14 protein-coding genes are annotated in these 14,832 nt (G+C 51.9%); 4 read left to right on the forward strand and 10 right to left on the reverse strand.

What is annotated here, in order from left to right:
- Nucleotides 1-171: 171 nt before the first annotated feature.
- The 6 genes from IP581_RS09665 to IP581_RS09690 form a co-directional block, all read right to left on the reverse strand.
- Nucleotides 172-1,455, reverse strand: a complete 1,284-nt coding sequence (locus IP581_RS09665) for a YeaH/YhbH family protein (RefSeq protein WP_086869519.1) — start codon at nt 1,453-1,455, stop codon at nt 172-174.
- Nucleotides 1,456-1,520: 65 nt separating this feature from the next.
- The gene (gene yeaG, locus IP581_RS09670) at nt 1,521-3,455 is read right to left on the reverse strand and encodes a protein kinase YeaG (protein WP_086869517.1); all 1,935 of its coding nucleotides are present in this window, start codon (nt 3,453-3,455) and stop codon (nt 1,521-1,523) included.
- A gap of 491 nt (nt 3,456-3,946) precedes the next feature.
- A complete protein-coding gene (locus IP581_RS09675) occupies nt 3,947-4,168 on the reverse strand; it encodes an acyl carrier protein (protein ID WP_020454034.1) in 222 nt (73 codons plus the stop codon).
- A 16-nt stretch (nt 4,169-4,184) separates the two neighbouring features.
- Nucleotides 4,185-5,618 carry an AMP-binding protein gene (locus IP581_RS09680; protein ID WP_193822415.1) on the reverse strand — a complete coding sequence of 478 codons (1,434 nt, stop codon included), beginning with the start codon at nt 5,616-5,618 and terminating at the stop codon, nt 4,185-4,187.
- Entirely contained in the window at nt 5,615-6,733 is a 1,119-nt protein-coding gene (locus IP581_RS09685; RefSeq protein ID WP_193822674.1) for an MBOAT family O-acyltransferase, read from the reverse strand. The genes IP581_RS09680 and IP581_RS09685 overlap by 4 nt, the downstream gene beginning before the upstream one ends.
- A 126-nt stretch (nt 6,734-6,859) precedes the next feature.
- The gene (locus IP581_RS09690; RefSeq protein ID WP_193822416.1) at nt 6,860-7,999 is read right to left on the reverse strand and encodes a D-alanyl-lipoteichoic acid biosynthesis protein DltD; all 1,140 of its coding nucleotides are present in this window, start codon (nt 7,997-7,999) and stop codon (nt 6,860-6,862) included.
- 341 nt (nt 8,000-8,340) lie between these two features.
- On the opposite strand from IP581_RS09690, the gene IP581_RS09695 reads away from it, so the two are divergent.
- Complete coding sequence (locus IP581_RS09695) at nt 8,341-9,090, forward strand: MipA/OmpV family protein (RefSeq protein ID WP_097400028.1); 750 nt, start codon at nt 8,341-8,343, stop codon at nt 9,088-9,090.
- Nucleotides 9,091-9,179: 89 nt separating this feature from the next.
- Nucleotides 9,180-10,037 (forward strand): aldo/keto reductase, encoded by an 858-nt coding sequence (locus IP581_RS09700; protein WP_193822417.1) that lies wholly within the window; start codon nt 9,180-9,182, stop codon nt 10,035-10,037.
- 43 nt (nt 10,038-10,080) lie between these two features.
- Here IP581_RS09700 and IP581_RS09705 read toward each other — a convergent pair whose 3' ends face one another.
- Together IP581_RS09705 and gapA are read right to left on the reverse strand one after the other, a co-directional pair.
- Nucleotides 10,081-10,965 (reverse strand): D-hexose-6-phosphate mutarotase, encoded by an 885-nt coding sequence (locus IP581_RS09705; protein ID WP_193822418.1) that lies wholly within the window; start codon nt 10,963-10,965, stop codon nt 10,081-10,083.
- A gap of 75 nt (nt 10,966-11,040) precedes the next feature.
- Nucleotides 11,041-12,036, reverse strand: coding sequence for a glyceraldehyde-3-phosphate dehydrogenase (gapA, locus tag IP581_RS09710; RefSeq protein WP_017456513.1), 996 nt, complete (start codon nt 12,034-12,036; stop codon nt 11,041-11,043).
- A 343-nt stretch (nt 12,037-12,379) separates the two neighbouring features.
- Between gapA and msrB the strand changes: the two genes are divergently transcribed.
- Nucleotides 12,380-12,793, forward strand: coding sequence for a peptide-methionine (R)-S-oxide reductase MsrB (gene msrB, locus IP581_RS09715; RefSeq protein WP_193822419.1), 414 nt, complete (start codon nt 12,380-12,382; stop codon nt 12,791-12,793).
- Between the two features lie 37 nt (nt 12,794-12,830).
- Complete coding sequence (locus tag IP581_RS09720) at nt 12,831-13,106, forward strand: YeaC family protein (protein WP_017456515.1); 276 nt, start codon at nt 12,831-12,833, stop codon at nt 13,104-13,106.
- Nucleotides 13,107-13,148: 42 nt separating this feature from the next.
- Here the strand turns inward: IP581_RS09720 and pncA are convergent, their stop codons facing one another.
- Nucleotides 13,149-13,790 (reverse strand): bifunctional nicotinamidase/pyrazinamidase, encoded by a 642-nt coding sequence (gene pncA / locus IP581_RS09725; protein WP_193822420.1) that lies wholly within the window; start codon nt 13,788-13,790, stop codon nt 13,149-13,151.
- Between the two features lie 10 nt (nt 13,791-13,800).
- Nucleotides 13,801-14,817, reverse strand: a complete 1,017-nt coding sequence (ansA, locus tag IP581_RS09730) for an asparaginase (RefSeq protein ID WP_086869499.1) — start codon at nt 14,815-14,817, stop codon at nt 13,801-13,803.
- Between the last annotated feature and the right edge of the window lie 15 nt (nt 14,818-14,832).

A 14,832-nucleotide genomic window follows, 5' to 3' on the forward strand; every position in this document is an offset into this window, starting at 1 on the left:
GTAAAAACTCGCCATTAATAACTTTTATAGGGGGCAACTTATGAATTACCTGAAATGGAAGGAACAGATTAATGACGAAAGAATCAGACAATGAGCTGATTATTGTTGGTCAACGCCCAGGATGAAAAAAATCAGCCAGGAAAATAAATTTAACTGGCTGATTGAGCGAGATTAACTGCCAGAATTGGCGGTTTGCTTATGGAACAGTTCGCGGAATACCGGGTAGATATCCTCCTGATCGCGGATATGCTGAATGGCGAAATTATCGAACATCGTTTGCAGGTGTTCGTACTCGCGCCATAACGTCTGGTGCGCCCGACGGGTGATCTCGATATAGCTGTAGTAACGCACCACCGGCAGGATTTTCTTCGCCAGGATTTCGTGACACAGCGGTGAATCATCCGCCCAGTTGTCACCGTCCGACGCCTGCGCGGCGTAAATATTCCACTGCGCCGGGTCGTAGCGATCTTTCACCACTTCATCCATCAGTTTCAGGGCACTGGAAACGATGGTGCCGCCCGTTTCCTGCGAGTAGAAGAACTCATGCTCGTCCACCTCTTTCGCCTGCGTATGATGGCGGATATAGACCACTTCGACGTTTTTATAGGTTCGGCTCAGGAACAGATAGAGCAGAATGTAAAAACGTTTGGCCATATCTTTGGTGGCTTGATCCATGGAACCCGAAACGTCCATCAGGCAGAACATCACCGCCTGGCTGGAGGGTTCCGGCCGTTTTTCGTAGTTCTTGTAACGTAAATCGAAGGTGTCGATAAACGGCACGCGCTCGATTTTTGCCCGCAGTTCGGCAATCTCTTTACGCAGACGCTCCTCTTCCAGTAATTGGGCAGGTTCGCTTTTGGCGACCGTTTCAAGGCTACTTTCCAGTTCGCGCAGCTCACGGCGTTTTCCTGCCGTCATAGCGGTGCGACGTGCCAGCGAGTTTTGCAACGAACGCACGACGCTGATATTCGCCGGTACGCCGTTGGCGGTGTAACCCGCGCGGTGCGTTTTAAACTCATTAAGCTGCCGTTGCTGGTTCTTTTTCAGGTTCGGCAGCGCCAGATCCTCGAACAGCAAATCGAGGTACTCATCTTTGGAGATCTGGAAAACAAACTCATCCTGGCCTTCACCGTCAGGGCTGGCTTCGCCCTGGCCGCTGCCACCACCGCCACCACCGCCTTGCGGGCGCTCGATGCGGTCATTCTGTACAAAATGGTCGTTTCCCGGATGCACGCGATGGCGTAAGCCGCCACGCCCCTGATGGAACATCGGTTCGCTGATATCCTCCGTCGGGATGGAGACGGATTCGCCATTCTCCACATCGGTCACCGAGCGCTTGTTGATCGCTTCGGAGATCGACTGCTTTATTTGCGCTTTATAACGGCGTAAAAATCGCTGGCGGTTAACCGTGCTTTTATTTTTACCGTTCAAACGCCGGTCAATGAACCAGGTCATAGTTCCCTCCCGCTGCGTATGCCAACGTTGCAACAGGCCGCGCACAGAGCACGGCCTGTGCGTTGTTATGATGATTTACGTACACGCAGATACCATTCGCACAACAGGCGAACCTGTTTGCGGGTGTAGCCTTTCTCCATCATACGGTCGACAAAGTCGTCGTGCTTTTTCTGCTCGTCGGTAGAGGTTTTGGCGTTGAACGAAATCACCGGCAACAGCTCTTCAGTATTCGAGAACATTTTCTTCTCGATAACCGTGCGCAGTTTTTCGTAGCTGGTCCAGTTCGGGTTGCGTCCGTTGTTGTTAGCGCGGGCGCGCAGCACGAAGTTGACGATCTCATTACGGAAATCTTTCGGGTTGCTGATGCCGGCCGGTTTTTCAATTTTTTCCAGTTCCGCGTTCAGGGATTCACGGTCAAACAACTGGCCGGTATCCGGGTCGCGGTACTCCTGATCCTGAATCCAGAAATCCGCATAGGTGACATAACGATCGAAGATGTTCTGCCCATATTCGGAATAGGATTCGAGGTAAGCGGTCTGGATCTCTTTGCCGATAAACTCGGCGTATTTCGGGATCAGATAGCCTTTCAGGAACTCCAGGTAACGTTCAGCCAGCTCTTGCGGGAACTGCTCACGTTCAATTTGTTGTTCCAGTACGTAGAACAGGTGAACCGGGTTGGCTGCCACTTCGACGTGGTCGAAGTTGAACACGCGCGAGAGGATCTTAAAGGCAAAACGTGTCGACAGGCCGTTCATCCCTTCATCAACACCGGCGTAATCGCGGTATTCCTGGTAGGACTTCGCTTTCGGATCGGTATCTTTCAGGCTTTCACCGTCGTAGACACGCATTTTCGAGTAGACACTGGAGTTTTCCGGCTCTTTCAGACGCGAAAGAATCGAGAAGCGGGCCAGCGTTTCGAGCGTTCCCGGTGCGCATGGCGCATGAGACAGCTCACTGTGGTTGAGCAGTTTTTCGTAAATTTTCATCTCTTCCGAGATGCGCAAGCAATAAGGCACTTTGACGATGTAAACGCGGTCAAGGAACGCCTCATTGTTTTTGTTGTTACGGAACTGTACCCATTCGGATTCGTTCGAGTGGGCGAGGATGATGCCGTTAAACGGCAGGGCGGAGATACCTTCTGTACCGTTGTAGTTGCCTTCCTGCGTGGCGGTCAGCAGAGGGTGGAGCACCTTGATAGGTGCTTTAAACATTTCGACGAATTCCATGATCCCCTGGTTTGCGCGGCACAGTGCGCCGGAGTAACCGTAGGCGTCAGGATCGTTTTGCGCGTGGTTTTCCAGTTTACGGATATCCACCTTCCCAACCAGCGCCGAAATGTCCTGGTTGTTCTCATCGCCTGGTTCTGTTTTGGCAATCGCAATCTGTTCCAAAATCGACGGCCAGACTTTCACCACGCGGAATTTGCTGATGTCGCCGCCAAATTCATGCAGACGTTTCGCCGCCCACGGCGACATGATCGTGCCGAGGTAACGGCGCGGGACGCTGTACTCTTTTTCAAGAATTTGCGCGTCTTCCTGCGGGTTAAACAGGCACAACGGGTGGTCGTTGACCGGGCTACGTTCGCCGTTGGCGCTCAGCACGTAAATCGGCACCCGCTGCATTAAGGATTTCAGGCGTTCGGCCAGTGACGATTTACCACCGCCCACCGGGCCGAGCAGGTACAGGATCTGTTTCTTCTCTTCCAGACCCTGCGCGGCGTGTTTCAGGTACGAGACAATTTGCTCAATCGCCTCTTCCATTCCATAAAATTCCTCGAACGCGGGGTAGCGTCCGATAACCCGGTTCGAAAAGAGACGGGAAAGCCGTGGCTCCTGGGCAGTGTCTACCATCACAGGTTCCCCTATGGCCATCAGCAGCCTTTCAGCAGCATTCGCATAGGCGCTGCGATCTTGCTTACAGATGGCAAGAAACTCCTGCAGAGTGAACTCTTCGTCCTTGGCAGCTTCATAACGCTGGCGATAGTGATCGAATATATTCATGGCATGCCGTCCTTTCGTAATCTGTGGGAACAGTACAGCTATCAGTTTTTCCACTTTTAGCGTCGCAAACCAACGGGATAAAAATTATGCTCCGTCCTATTTGTTATGAGCGTGTATCCGGCTTTGATCAAGTTATCGTTGAAGAAGATTCCGATGGCTGAGGGGCTTTTTTTACCCCTTATTTAGGGTAAATATCTATTGAGTGTGATTTATACAGATTTTTTATATTAAATATGGGGTTTCTGTGTTGGAAAATGCCAACATTTTACATCAGTCGAATGTTGGTAAATTTTTACAGGATGTGCGGGATCGCAAGTATAGAAAAAGTGACGCCGTCATGGTCACTTCGCCGAAGCGGAACGATTATCGACAACAGAAGTACGCGAGCTGTGTTAAAGGATGATGACAACCAGGATTTACAGGGCGGGATTCGCCAGCAAAACGCAAGAAGCGGTGCCAGACGATAACGCCCGACACCGGAAAACGATTGGTTAGCTGCGATGCTCTTCAATGTACTGTGCTAAATCCGCCGGGGTTTTCAGCACGCTGGCGACTTCTGTCGGTGGGATCATGCAGCCGTAAACGTCCTGCACTTCCAGCACCATATCGACGGCGAGGATGGAGTCGAGAATATCGGACTCAATCAGCTCATCATGAAAGCCCACTTTGCGGGATAAAATTTTTTCAAACAGCGCGAGAATTTCTTGTTCCATGGTTTTTCCTGTCTATTCAGTTGCTGCGGGCATGGGTGTCCAGCAGTTTGCGGTCGATTTTGCCGTTAGGGTTCAGCGGCAAAGCCTCCTGGATAATGATTTGCGACGGCACCATGTACGGCGGTACCACCTGTGCAAGCGAATGTTTAATCGCCTCCGGCGCCAGATTGGTTACGCAAAACGCCGCGATACGTAGCACCCCGCCACCCGCTTTCATCAGCGGTAATACCACGGCTTCACGAATGCCGGACATTGCCAGCAGGCGGTTTTCAATCTCGTTGATTTCGATGCGGTAACCGTTGAGTTTGATCTGGCTGTCGTTGCGGCCCTGGCAGTAAATAAGCCCATCTTCGTAACCCAGGTCACCGGTCTTGTAGCCGCGCCAGCTTTCGCCATCGCGGTGCAGCAGTTTCGCCGCGTTCTCTTGTGGCAGGCCGAGATAGCCGCGCATCACGTTTTTGCCCCAAATAATCAGCTCCCCGTCGGCGGTAATCTCCATTCGGCTTTCCGGCATCATGGTGCCGACCGGCAGCAGATCGTTTTCGCTGGCGAGGATTTCGTCAGTGATTTCGACAACGGTGGTGGCGATTGTCGCTTCGGTCGGGCCGTAGGAGTTGAGAATTTTGGCCTGCGGGAAGCGGCGGCGCAGCTGTTTGACCAGCGCTTTGTTAAGCACTTCGCCGATAAACACAAACACGCTGAGCGCGGGTAAATAATCACTGTTGAATTGCGGCGAGAGCAGTTTCTGGTAAGCGAAAGAGGGGGTGGAAACCCAGACCGAGACCGCGTTATTTTTCAGTCGCTCAAGCCAGTTTTCCGCCGCGATATCCTCTTTAGCATTCAGCACGATATGGCCGCCGGTCGCCAGGTTTGCCAACAAAGGAATCAGTGAAAGGTCAAAGCTGAACACCGCGTGATTCATCAGCACCGGTACATCCGGCAAGGCGAAATCCTGGCGTACCCACTGCATAAAGTGCCATACGCTTTCCCGGCCGATCTGCACGCCTTTCGGTTTACCCGTGCTGCCGGAGGTGAACATGATATAGGCGAGATCCGGCTCCGCCAGCGGCTGGCCGGTTTCACCGGTAGGCACAAACTGCCGGATCGCGACATCGTAGTAATACGGCGCGCTGGCGAGCTGGCAAATCTCTTTCAGCCGCTCCTGTGGGTAGATGCAATCTACCGGAATGTAAGGAATGTTATGCAGCAGGCAGCTATAGATGGCGACGGCGAATTCCGCCTGCTGGTGGCCGTATAACACCACGGGTGTCATGGCTTGAGGCTGACAGCGCTGATAGCGTTTGGCCCAGTCTGTCACCGCGACAGAAAGCTGTTGCCAGTTGAGTGCGTCGTCGCTGCCGCTTATCGCTAACTGATGCGGGCGGGCGGGATCGAGTAATGCCGCACGCAGGAAATCCTGCAGCGCCTGGAGGTCAGAGTGTAGGTTCATAGAGGTGACATTCCGCTAAAAATGTAAAGAGATGCCGCAGCGCTTGCCAGCGTTAACAGGCGTCCCAAAAAGAGAATGGTGGGATAGTGCAGCCAGCGGTTCAGCGTCGGGCTTCGTTTGGCTGACCACAGCAGCATGTTGTGTGCCACAGAAATAGCGCCAAACAGCGCGCCGCTAATCACATAGTGCCGTTCGAGCCCGTTCCATGCCCCCATACAAAACAGCGTGCAGAAAATACCGATATTCTGCGCCAGCGTTTTGTTCTGACGGAAAAAGTCGAGCTTCATTAAATTCATATAAATCGGCATAAACACCACATCGCGCAGCCACTCTGAAAGGCTGATGTGGAAACGACGCCAGAAATCCTGCGGGTTTTTCGCCAGAATGGGCATATTAAAGTTTGCCGGAACATTCAGGCCAAACAGGCGAGCGGCACCAATAGCCATATTGCTGTAACCAGCGAAATCAAAATAGAGATAGGCGCTGTAGGCCAGCGACATCACCACACCCACACTGAATGTAAACGGGCGGTGGCTCCATTCCTGGATCACTAGGTTATCGATCAGCATGGCGAATAAAAATTTCTGCACGATGCCGGTAACAATTTGCTCTGTGGCAATGAGAAATTGCTCACTTGTGAGTGTAAATACGGGTTTATTAATATCCGTTATCCATGTCCGCCAGCGGTACATAGGGCCGGCCAGAATAATAAACGGCATAAACAGGTAACAGAAGTAGTGCAAAACATTGTTGCCATCTTTTTTATTGCGATAGAGCAAAACATCGATGGCGCGGAAGGTCATAAAAGATAAGCCAATCATGCCCCAATGGTTATTCAGATGTAATTTCACCGCGAACAAAGGCACTAATGTTAAAGTTACCGCTTGCCAGGTTTTTAACCAGCCTTTCTCTTTTAAGGTGACGAGAATATAAAAGCTGAAAAAAACCGCAACGGGAACGATATAGTCGCCCTGAAATATATATCCCCAGCCAAATGCCGCCAGCACGGAAAAAGCCGATAAATAAGTTAACCGATAGCGCAGCACGCGGTTAACCAGCGCAAACAACAACGCCGAGGAAAAGAGAAAAAAGAAAAAGGTTCCGGAGCTGTACATCATTCATTCCTCAGAACTTTTGGTATTCAAAGTGCACTTTTAAATTCATGCTTTCATCAACAGAGGACCACGCGATAACGGTGACCGCCAGTAAGAGATAAAGGAAAAACAGGCGAATAGCGTATTTCATCGTTTAAAGCTCTCAATAATAAAGCGGTCCATCGGTACCCATGCCAGATCGGTGGGATGCAGGCGATCCCAGTTCCAGCCATCCTGATAGGGCATGGAGTACATATCAAAATAGGGGATCTGGTTTTCTTTCAGGATGGCGGTGGTCTGCGTCACCGCAGGCTGCACAAGTTCAGGATTTTGCACCGCACGACGGTTTATCGCATCGATAATCACCACCACCTGAACGTGGCGCTCTTTAAGCAACGTGATCATGGCGCGAAAGGCTTTCAACTGCTCCGGCTCAACGGGCGAATCGTCCCAGACTTCTGGCTTTTCGCCGGGTTCATAAACCGTTTTGTCCATCCACAAGGTATCTGCGCTTTCCTGTCGCGCCTCGTTCAGTTCGCGGGCGTGGGCCAGTTCGTGTTCCCAGTTCGGCGTGATGTCGACAGCGGGTTGCACAGGCCAGGGCCGTGCAGGCGACGCTTCCACATCCAGCATCGCCAGCCAGTCGTTTTTAATCAGTGTGCAGAAATTCGCAAATTCGTAACTGATTTCTTGCCAGATATTATCCAGGTCCCAGCCAGAAATTTTCATTTGTTCAAAGGTTAAATGGCTGGTCTCTTTTTTATTGATATGGCGTAAGTAGTTGACCAGGAATGGGCGTGTTTGCTCATCCTGCATTAAAGGATTAAAAACCGGTGCCGGAAAATTATTCGCGAAAATAGCTGGAGGTACGCCGGTTGAATAAAAACTATCGGGCGCGAGCAGCAAAACGACTTTACTGTTTGCGTTAAGGTCATTCTTAAAGCGGGACAGCAGAAGAAAATGGGTGACGCTATCATCAAAGCTGTCGCCAAATGCGACGACATTACGATGTAAATCATTATTAAGGTAATTATATACAGCGTAAGGTTCATCTTCAGAGGTGGCGACTTCTGATGCGCCAATGAAAAAAATCGCATTCCCCTGCAGGGCATGAGAAATAGTGGCTATTTTTTCCGCCTGTTCTTTTGCCGTGCCGTCCATTGCTTTAATCAGCGGCTGGAATTTAAGCGGTGGATCAAAGCGGGTCACCAGCGGATGAACGCACAGGAACAGGACGGCAAGAAGCGCCATCAGGAAATGTAGGCAGAAAGTTTTTTTGATTTTCATTATAAAATTAAAACTACGTGATCTTCATTTGTTTAAAATATGTTGTTTTTTAACGTGACAGAAGAATGGCTCTCTGTTTCCGCGACACTATATACCAGCCTTATGACAGATGATGAGCACTGCCGTGTAACGGTATGTACAGCGTGTCATTGATCACCAGAAATGTCCGAAGAGGGTTGATTGGCGGGGCTCGAAAGTATTTTTCCGCACCCGTTGCGGCTGGCTAACAGGCATACAGAATTTGCGATTTTTTGTAATGTTTAGGTAAAAAAATTTGGGTAGGCTGGCGCGGGCGGTTAAACTTCATGCGCCAATTATTTGACTACAGGAAAGAAAGGACTGTGACCAAAATCAAACTCGTGGCACTGGGCGTGCTGACCGCGTCCTGCGCTTTTGCAGCAAATGCAGAAAATACCTTTTCACTGGGCGCTGGCGTGGGCGTCCTTGAATCCCCGTATAAACAGTATGATAAACGTGTCCTGCCGATTCCTGTTATCACCTATGAGAGTGATAATTTCTGGTTTCGCGGCTTAGGCGGCGGTTATTACCTGTGGAATGACCAGGCGGATAAACTCTCCATCACCGCGTTTTACTCTCCGTGGGAGTTCAAACCAAAAGACAGCGATAACCGTCAGCTGCGCCAGTTGGATCGCCGTAAAGGGACGATGATGGCGGGGCTTTCCTACGTCCACAATACTCCTGATTACGGTTTCCTGCGCACCACCCTTGCGGGCGATGTGCTGGATAACAGCAACGGCGTTATGTGGGACATCGGCTGGTTGTATAACTACAACAACGGTGCGCTGAGCGTCACGCCGGGCATTGGTGTTGAGTGGGCCAGCGATAACCTGAACAACTACTACTACGGTGTGTCGCGTTCCGAAGCGCGCCGCAGCGGCCTGAAGAGCTACGAACCGGATAATGGCTGGAGCCCCTATCTGGAACTCTCGGTTAGCTATCGCCTGACGGACAGCTGGACCGTGTACGGTGCCGGTCGTTACACCCATCTGTCGGATGAAATCAAAGACAGCCCGATGGTGGACAAATCCTGGAGCGGGCTGTTGTCCACCGGGGTGACGTACCGCTTCTGATTGTGCAGTTGAATAGTACGATCTGTGCAATAAAACAGGGCCACTGGCCCTGTTTTGCTTTACGGTGAAGCGTTTAGCAGGAGGAGTATATGGCAGACAAAAAAGTCGTTTTTGCAGGCCAGGTTTCGCAGCCCGCCATTGGCCAGGGCACCTGGTACATGGGTGAAAATACGCAGTTGCGTCAGAAAGAAGTGGATGCGCTGCGCGCGGGTATCGATCTGGGATTAACGGTGATTGATACGGCGGAAATGTACGCCGATGGCGGAGCGGAAGAGGTGGTCGGCGAAGCCTTACAGGGCGGTTTGCGTGATAAGGTATTTCTGGTTTCCAAAGTGTATCCATGGAATGCCGGTGGTAAGAAAGCCATTGCTGCCTGCGAAGCCAGCCTGCGGCGTCTGAAAACAGAGGTTCTCGATCTCTATCTGCTGCACTGGCGCGGTAACTACTCCCTCGCTGAAACCGTCGAGGTGATGGAAACGCTGATCGCGCAGGGTAAAATACGCCGCTGGGGCGTTTCAAATCTGGATTACAGCGATATGCAGGAGCTGATGCGCGTGCGCGGCGGTGACGCCTGTGCGGCAAATCAGGTGTTGTATCATCTTGGTTCGCGCGGGATTGAATATGATCTGCTGCCGTGGTGTCAGCAACAGGCAATGCCAGTAATGGCGTATTGTCCGCTGGCTCAGGCTGGCCGTCTGCGCGATGGTTTACTGGAAAACAGTACGGTGCGTGAGATTGCTGTGGCACAGGGTGTGAGCGCTGCGCAAATTTTACTGGCATGGGTGATTAGCCATCAGGGCGTGATAGCCATTCCTAAAGCGTCCAGCGTGGCGCATGTGCAGGAAAATGCGGCGGCATTGAATATTACGTTAAGCCGCGATGAGTTAGCGCGACTGGATAACGCTTTCCCGGCTCCGGGCCGTAAAACGCCGCTCGACGTGGTATGACAGGAGTAATAACCCTCTCCTGTGGGGGAGAGGGTTGGCAGGATCAGCGTTTAACGACGCGGATAGTCTGCGCCAGACGGGACGGTTTCTCTTCTGTGGTTTTCTGCGGCACGGTCGCGTTAACCGATTCCACACAGACAAACGTTTTATACCCGTCATCCGGCATGTCAGCCATGCTGACAGAGAGCGCCGGGCCGGGGTTCCACGCCACAACATTCGCGTTATGGCTGTGGATGACTTCGATGGTGCGGTTAAGCGCGCTGTCGTGGATCAGGCTGCAGGCTTCAGCATTCAGATAGACGCGGTCGGTACGATCCGGGAATGTCTGCACTCCGTCGGCCAGCACATCTTCTTTCGCATCGTTCACTTTGTCGATGAAACGATCGCCAAGACCACTCACTTTTACCGCCGCAATATCACCGACGTTGAAATAGGTGTGCAGCGCCGAGGTGGTTTCAAACTCACCGTGGGCTTCCAGCTCCATTTCGCAGGTCGCGCCCAGTTTGTAACGGGCATACACCGTAAAGTCGTGCGGCCAGAATTTACGCGAGGCATCGCTGCTCTGCAGTTCAAAGGTCAGCACGACGCCGCTAGCGTCTTCGTTATGCGCTTTCAGCGCCCACGGCAGATTGCGCGCAAAACCATGCGCTGGCAGGCCTTGTTGTTTTGCCGGGCCGAACCACGGCCAGCAAACCGGCACGCCGCCGCGCAGCGCGACGCCATTTTTAAACGGCGTGTTGCCGCTCAGCCACAGGACTTCTTGTTCGCCCTGCGGTTTCCAGGAGAGCAGATGTGCGCCCTGTAAGGCGAATGAACCTTTAACCTGCGGATGGTCGACGACGATGACGTCCAGCTCGTCCATTTTGCGCAGGGAGAGAGTAGGGGTAATTTGTTCGACTACCGGAAGTGCAAAAATTTTATTAATCATTAACGCAATCCTCTGTCTTCAAAACAAAAAAAGAGCGACCGAAGTCGCTCTTTCAGATCAGGTTCTCATCTCAACTTATTTGGAGATGTGAGCGATCAGATCCAGAACTTTGTTGGAATAACCGGTTTCGTTGTCGTACCAGGAAACCAGTTTCACGAAGTTGTCGTTCAGGGCGATACCGGCTTTGGCATCGAACACGGAAGTGCAAACTTCACCGTTGAAATCGGTAGAAACTACGTCGTCTTCGGTGTAACCCAGAACGCCTTTCATCGGGCCTTCAGAAGCGGCTTTGATGGCTTTCTTGATTTCTTCGTAGGACGCTGCTTTTTCCAGACGAACGGTCAGGTCAACAACAGATACGTTCGGAGTCGGAACGCGGAACGCCATACCAGTCAGTTTGCCGTTCAGTTCCGGCAATACTTTACCTACAGCTTTAGCAGCACCGGTAGAGGACGGGATGATGTTCTGGGATGCGCCGCGGCCGCCGCGCCAGTCTTTGTGAGACGGGCCATCAACGGTTTTCTGCGTTGCGGTGGTCGCGTGAACAGTGGTCATCAGACCTTCGATGATGCCGAAGTTGTCGTTGATAACTTTTGCCAGCGGGGCCAGGCAGTTAGTGGTGCAGGAAGCGTTGGAAACGATGTCCTGGCCTGCATATTTGTCGAAGTTAGCGCCACGTACGAACATCGGGGTGTTGTCTTTGGACGGGCCAGTCAGAACAACTTTTTTCGCGCCAGCGGTGATGTGTTTACGCGCGGTTTCGTCGGTCAGGAAGATACCGGTAGCTTCAGCAACGACGTCAACGCCGATTTCGTTCCATTTCAGGTTAGCCGGGTCTTTCTCAGCAGTAACACGGATGGTTTTGCCGTTAACAACCAGGTGGCCGTCTTTCACTTCTACGGTACCGTTGAAACGACCGTGAGTGGAGTCATACTTCAGCATGTACGCCATGTATTCAGCGTCCAACAGATCGTTGATACCAACGATTTCGATGTCAGAACGTTCCTGAGCAGCACGGAAAACAATGCGACCGATACGGCCAAAACCGTTGATACCTACTTTGATAGTCATATATTCCACCAGCTATTTGTTAGTGAATAAAAGGTTGGCTGTAAAATTACAAAAACCTTACGCAGCGTCAAGCGGAATCGTGTCAATCATTGCGACAAATCAATCCTCCGCATAACCTTTGTTCGACTGACTCGCCTCACTCTTCCTTTGAGCATGCTCCCCATATAGGGGCGCCGCCCGGAATTTTAAAGGTCGGACAGGATAAAAATGTGAGATTAATCACAATTCACCGGCTGCTTTACCGCAACAAATAAGTTTAGAACAAAAGTTAACGCCGCAGTGTTAATGTTTTGTTAGAATCAGGCTGAAAAGTTGTCGAGTTTTTACCGTGAGGCGTGAGCAAATGGCGCATAATTCTTCTGAAGACGACCTGAAAAAAACACTGACTGAAATGCAGTTTTACGTGACGCAGAACCACGGCACTGAGCCGCCGTTCACCGGACGTTTTCTGCATAACAAACGCGACGGGGTTTATCACTGTCTGGTGTGTGACGCCGCGCTGTTCAATTCACAAACGAAATATGATTCTGGCTGCGGCTGGCCAAGTTTCTTTGAGCCGGTGAGCGAAGACGCTATCCGCTATATCAACGATTATTCCCATGGCATGCAGCGAGTGGAAATCCGCTGTGGAAAATGTGATGCGCACCTGGGACACGTCTTTCCGGATGGCCCGCAACCGAGCGGCGAACGTTATTGCGTTAACTCTGCTTCCCTGAGCTTTACGGATGACGAAAGCGGCGATCGGTCTCAGGGTTGAAAAAACGATTCAGCAATTATTCCACGGAGTTTTCAAGATGAATCTTGATCAAATCGTTAACAGCATGACGCCGGAGATCTACCAGCGCCTGGCCACTGCCGTTGAGTTAGGTAAATGGCCGGATGGCGTTGCGCTGACACCAGAGCAAAAAGAGAACAGCCTGCAACTGGTGATGCTGTGGCAGGCGCGCAATAACACGCAGGCGCAGCACATGACCATTGATACCAACGGCCAGATGGTGATGAAAAGTAAGCAGCAATTAAAAGAGGATTTTGGTATTTCGCCAAAGCCTATCGCGACATTTAAATCGTAAGTCGTCATGCCGGAGGCGTAATGCCATCCGGCAGGGGCATTATCAGGCGTGCGTTTCCTGCCAGTCCGCGAGCGTATAGAGCGTCGCGCCAGCCGCTGACATCTCCATAAACGCCTGTGTGCTGTCTTGCGGATTCAGGTTCACGCCACGGCAACCATCGGTAATGACATTCACCTGGTAGCCAAGTTGTAGCGCATCCAGCACGGTAAATTTCACGCAGTAATCGGTGGCTAAACCAAGTATTACCAGTTCGCGGATATCGTGCTGCTGCAACCAATTGTGCAGGGCGGTTTCCTGCCGATGGCCGTTATCGAAAAACGCGCTGTAACTATCAATCAGCGGGTTTTCGCCTTTGTAAAACACCGCGTCAATGGCTTTCTGGTTTAGCAACGGATGTAGCGCCGCGCCCTCGCTGTTTTGTACACAGTGATCGGGCCAAAACGTTTGGGCTAACCCCGCCAGTTCGCCAGTCGTGAACGGCGCGACGTGGTGCTGACTGGCGAAACTACCATGTCCGGCCGGGTGCCAGTCCTGGCTTGCCACAATGGCATTGCCGCGTGTTTTACACCACGTAATCATGGCGTTAGCAACATCAACTGTGCTGTCACCTTCCGCCACAGCCAGCGCGCCGCCAGCGCAGAAATCATTCTGAATATCGACCAGCAGCAGTGCGCGTTGCGTCATACGAGCCTCCTCATTCATCCGGCGTCAGTTCACCACGCAGGTTTTGTGTCATTGCAGTACGAATGGAATCAGCGTCCAGATCCTGGCTTAACAGATAGTGAAGTTTTGTCAGCGTCGCTTCCACGGTCATGTCTGCGCCGCCAATCACGCCAGCGTGGGCAAGGGCATTGCCGGTGGCGTAGCCACCCATGTTGACTTTGCCGGACATACACTGTGTCAGGTTGACGACCACAATGCCGCGCGCGCTGGCTTCCTGTAACTCTTTCAAAAACTCACCGTTTTGCGGCGCATTACCCACGCCGTAAGAACGCAGTATCAGCGCTTTTACCGGCTGGCGCAGGAAGTTGCGCACCACATCGGCGGAAATGCCGGGATAAATCGTCACCACGCCAATCGGCTGCGGAGTGATCGGGTGGACAACCAGCTCTCCCGTGGTATGCGGCGCGGGCGGCGTGCCCAGACGGCGAATATGGATACCCGCTTCGAGTAGTGGGGCAAGGTTAGGCGAAGCAAACGCGTCGAAACCATCGGCATGCGCCTTGGTGGTACGGTTGCCACGATACAGACGGTTATTGAAGAACAGCGTCACTTCGTTAATCGGGAAATTTGCCGCCACATATAAGGCATTCAGCAGGTTGATCTGCCCGTCAGAACGCAGTTCGGCGAGCGGGATTTGTGACCCTGTCACAATTACCGGTTTGCCTAAGTTTTCCAGCATAAATGACAGCGCCGACGCGGTGTAGGCCATCGTGTCTGTACCGTGCAGAATGACAAAACCATCGTAATCGTCATAGTGAGCTTTTACATCGTCTGCAATATGTTGCCAGTCTTCCGGCGTCATATCGGACGAATCCATCAGCGGCTCATATTCATGGATGGTGAAATCGGGCATTTCCGGGCGATGAAACTCCGGCATCAGCGCCAGTTGACGTTGCAGGTGACCGGAAACCGGCACATAGCCGTGTTCTGAGCGTTGCATACCGATAGTACCGCCCGTGTAGGCAACATAAATGGATTTTTTTTGCATAGTTATATTCTGGCT

Source organism: Kosakonia pseudosacchari (assembly GCF_015167415.1).
Classification (GTDB): Bacteria; Pseudomonadota; Gammaproteobacteria; order Enterobacterales; family Enterobacteriaceae; genus Kosakonia; species Kosakonia pseudosacchari.

What these genes read in the sequence shown, in the direction of transcription:
- IP581_RS09665 (WP_086869519.1), bottom strand. Translation starts at nt 1,455, where the DNA reads ATGACCTGGTTCATTGACCGGCGTTTGAACGGTAAAAATAAAAGCACG.
- yeaG (WP_086869517.1), bottom strand. Translation starts at nt 3,455, where the DNA reads ATGAATATATTCGATCACTATCGCCAGCGTTATGAAGCTGCCAAGGAC.
- IP581_RS09675 (WP_020454034.1), bottom strand. Translation starts at nt 4,168, where the DNA reads ATGGAACAAGAAATTCTCGCGCTGTTTGAAAAAATTTTATCCCGCAAA.
- IP581_RS09680 (WP_193822415.1), bottom strand. Translation starts at nt 5,618, where the DNA reads ATGAACCTACACTCTGACCTCCAGGCGCTGCAGGATTTCCTGCGTGCG.
- IP581_RS09685 (WP_193822674.1), bottom strand. Translation starts at nt 6,733, where the DNA reads ATGTACAGCTCCGGAACCTTTTTCTTTTTTCTCTTTTCCTCGGCGTTG.
- IP581_RS09690 (WP_193822416.1), bottom strand. Translation starts at nt 7,999, where the DNA reads ATGAAAATCAAAAAAACTTTCTGCCTACATTTCCTGATGGCGCTTCTT.
- IP581_RS09700 (WP_193822417.1), top strand. Translation starts at nt 9,180, where the DNA reads ATGGCAGACAAAAAAGTCGTTTTTGCAGGCCAGGTTTCGCAGCCCGCC.
- IP581_RS09705 (WP_193822418.1), bottom strand. Translation starts at nt 10,965, where the DNA reads ATGATTAATAAAATTTTTGCACTTCCGGTAGTCGAACAAATTACCCCT.
- gapA (WP_017456513.1), bottom strand. Translation starts at nt 12,036, where the DNA reads ATGACTATCAAAGTAGGTATCAACGGTTTTGGCCGTATCGGTCGCATT.
- msrB (WP_193822419.1), top strand. Translation starts at nt 12,380, where the DNA reads ATGGCGCATAATTCTTCTGAAGACGACCTGAAAAAAACACTGACTGAA.
- IP581_RS09720 (WP_017456515.1), top strand. Translation starts at nt 12,831, where the DNA reads ATGAATCTTGATCAAATCGTTAACAGCATGACGCCGGAGATCTACCAG.
- pncA (WP_193822420.1), bottom strand. Translation starts at nt 13,790, where the DNA reads ATGACGCAACGCGCACTGCTGCTGGTCGATATTCAGAATGATTTCTGC.
- ansA (WP_086869499.1), bottom strand. Translation starts at nt 14,817, where the DNA reads ATGCAAAAAAAATCCATTTATGTTGCCTACACGGGCGGTACTATCGGT.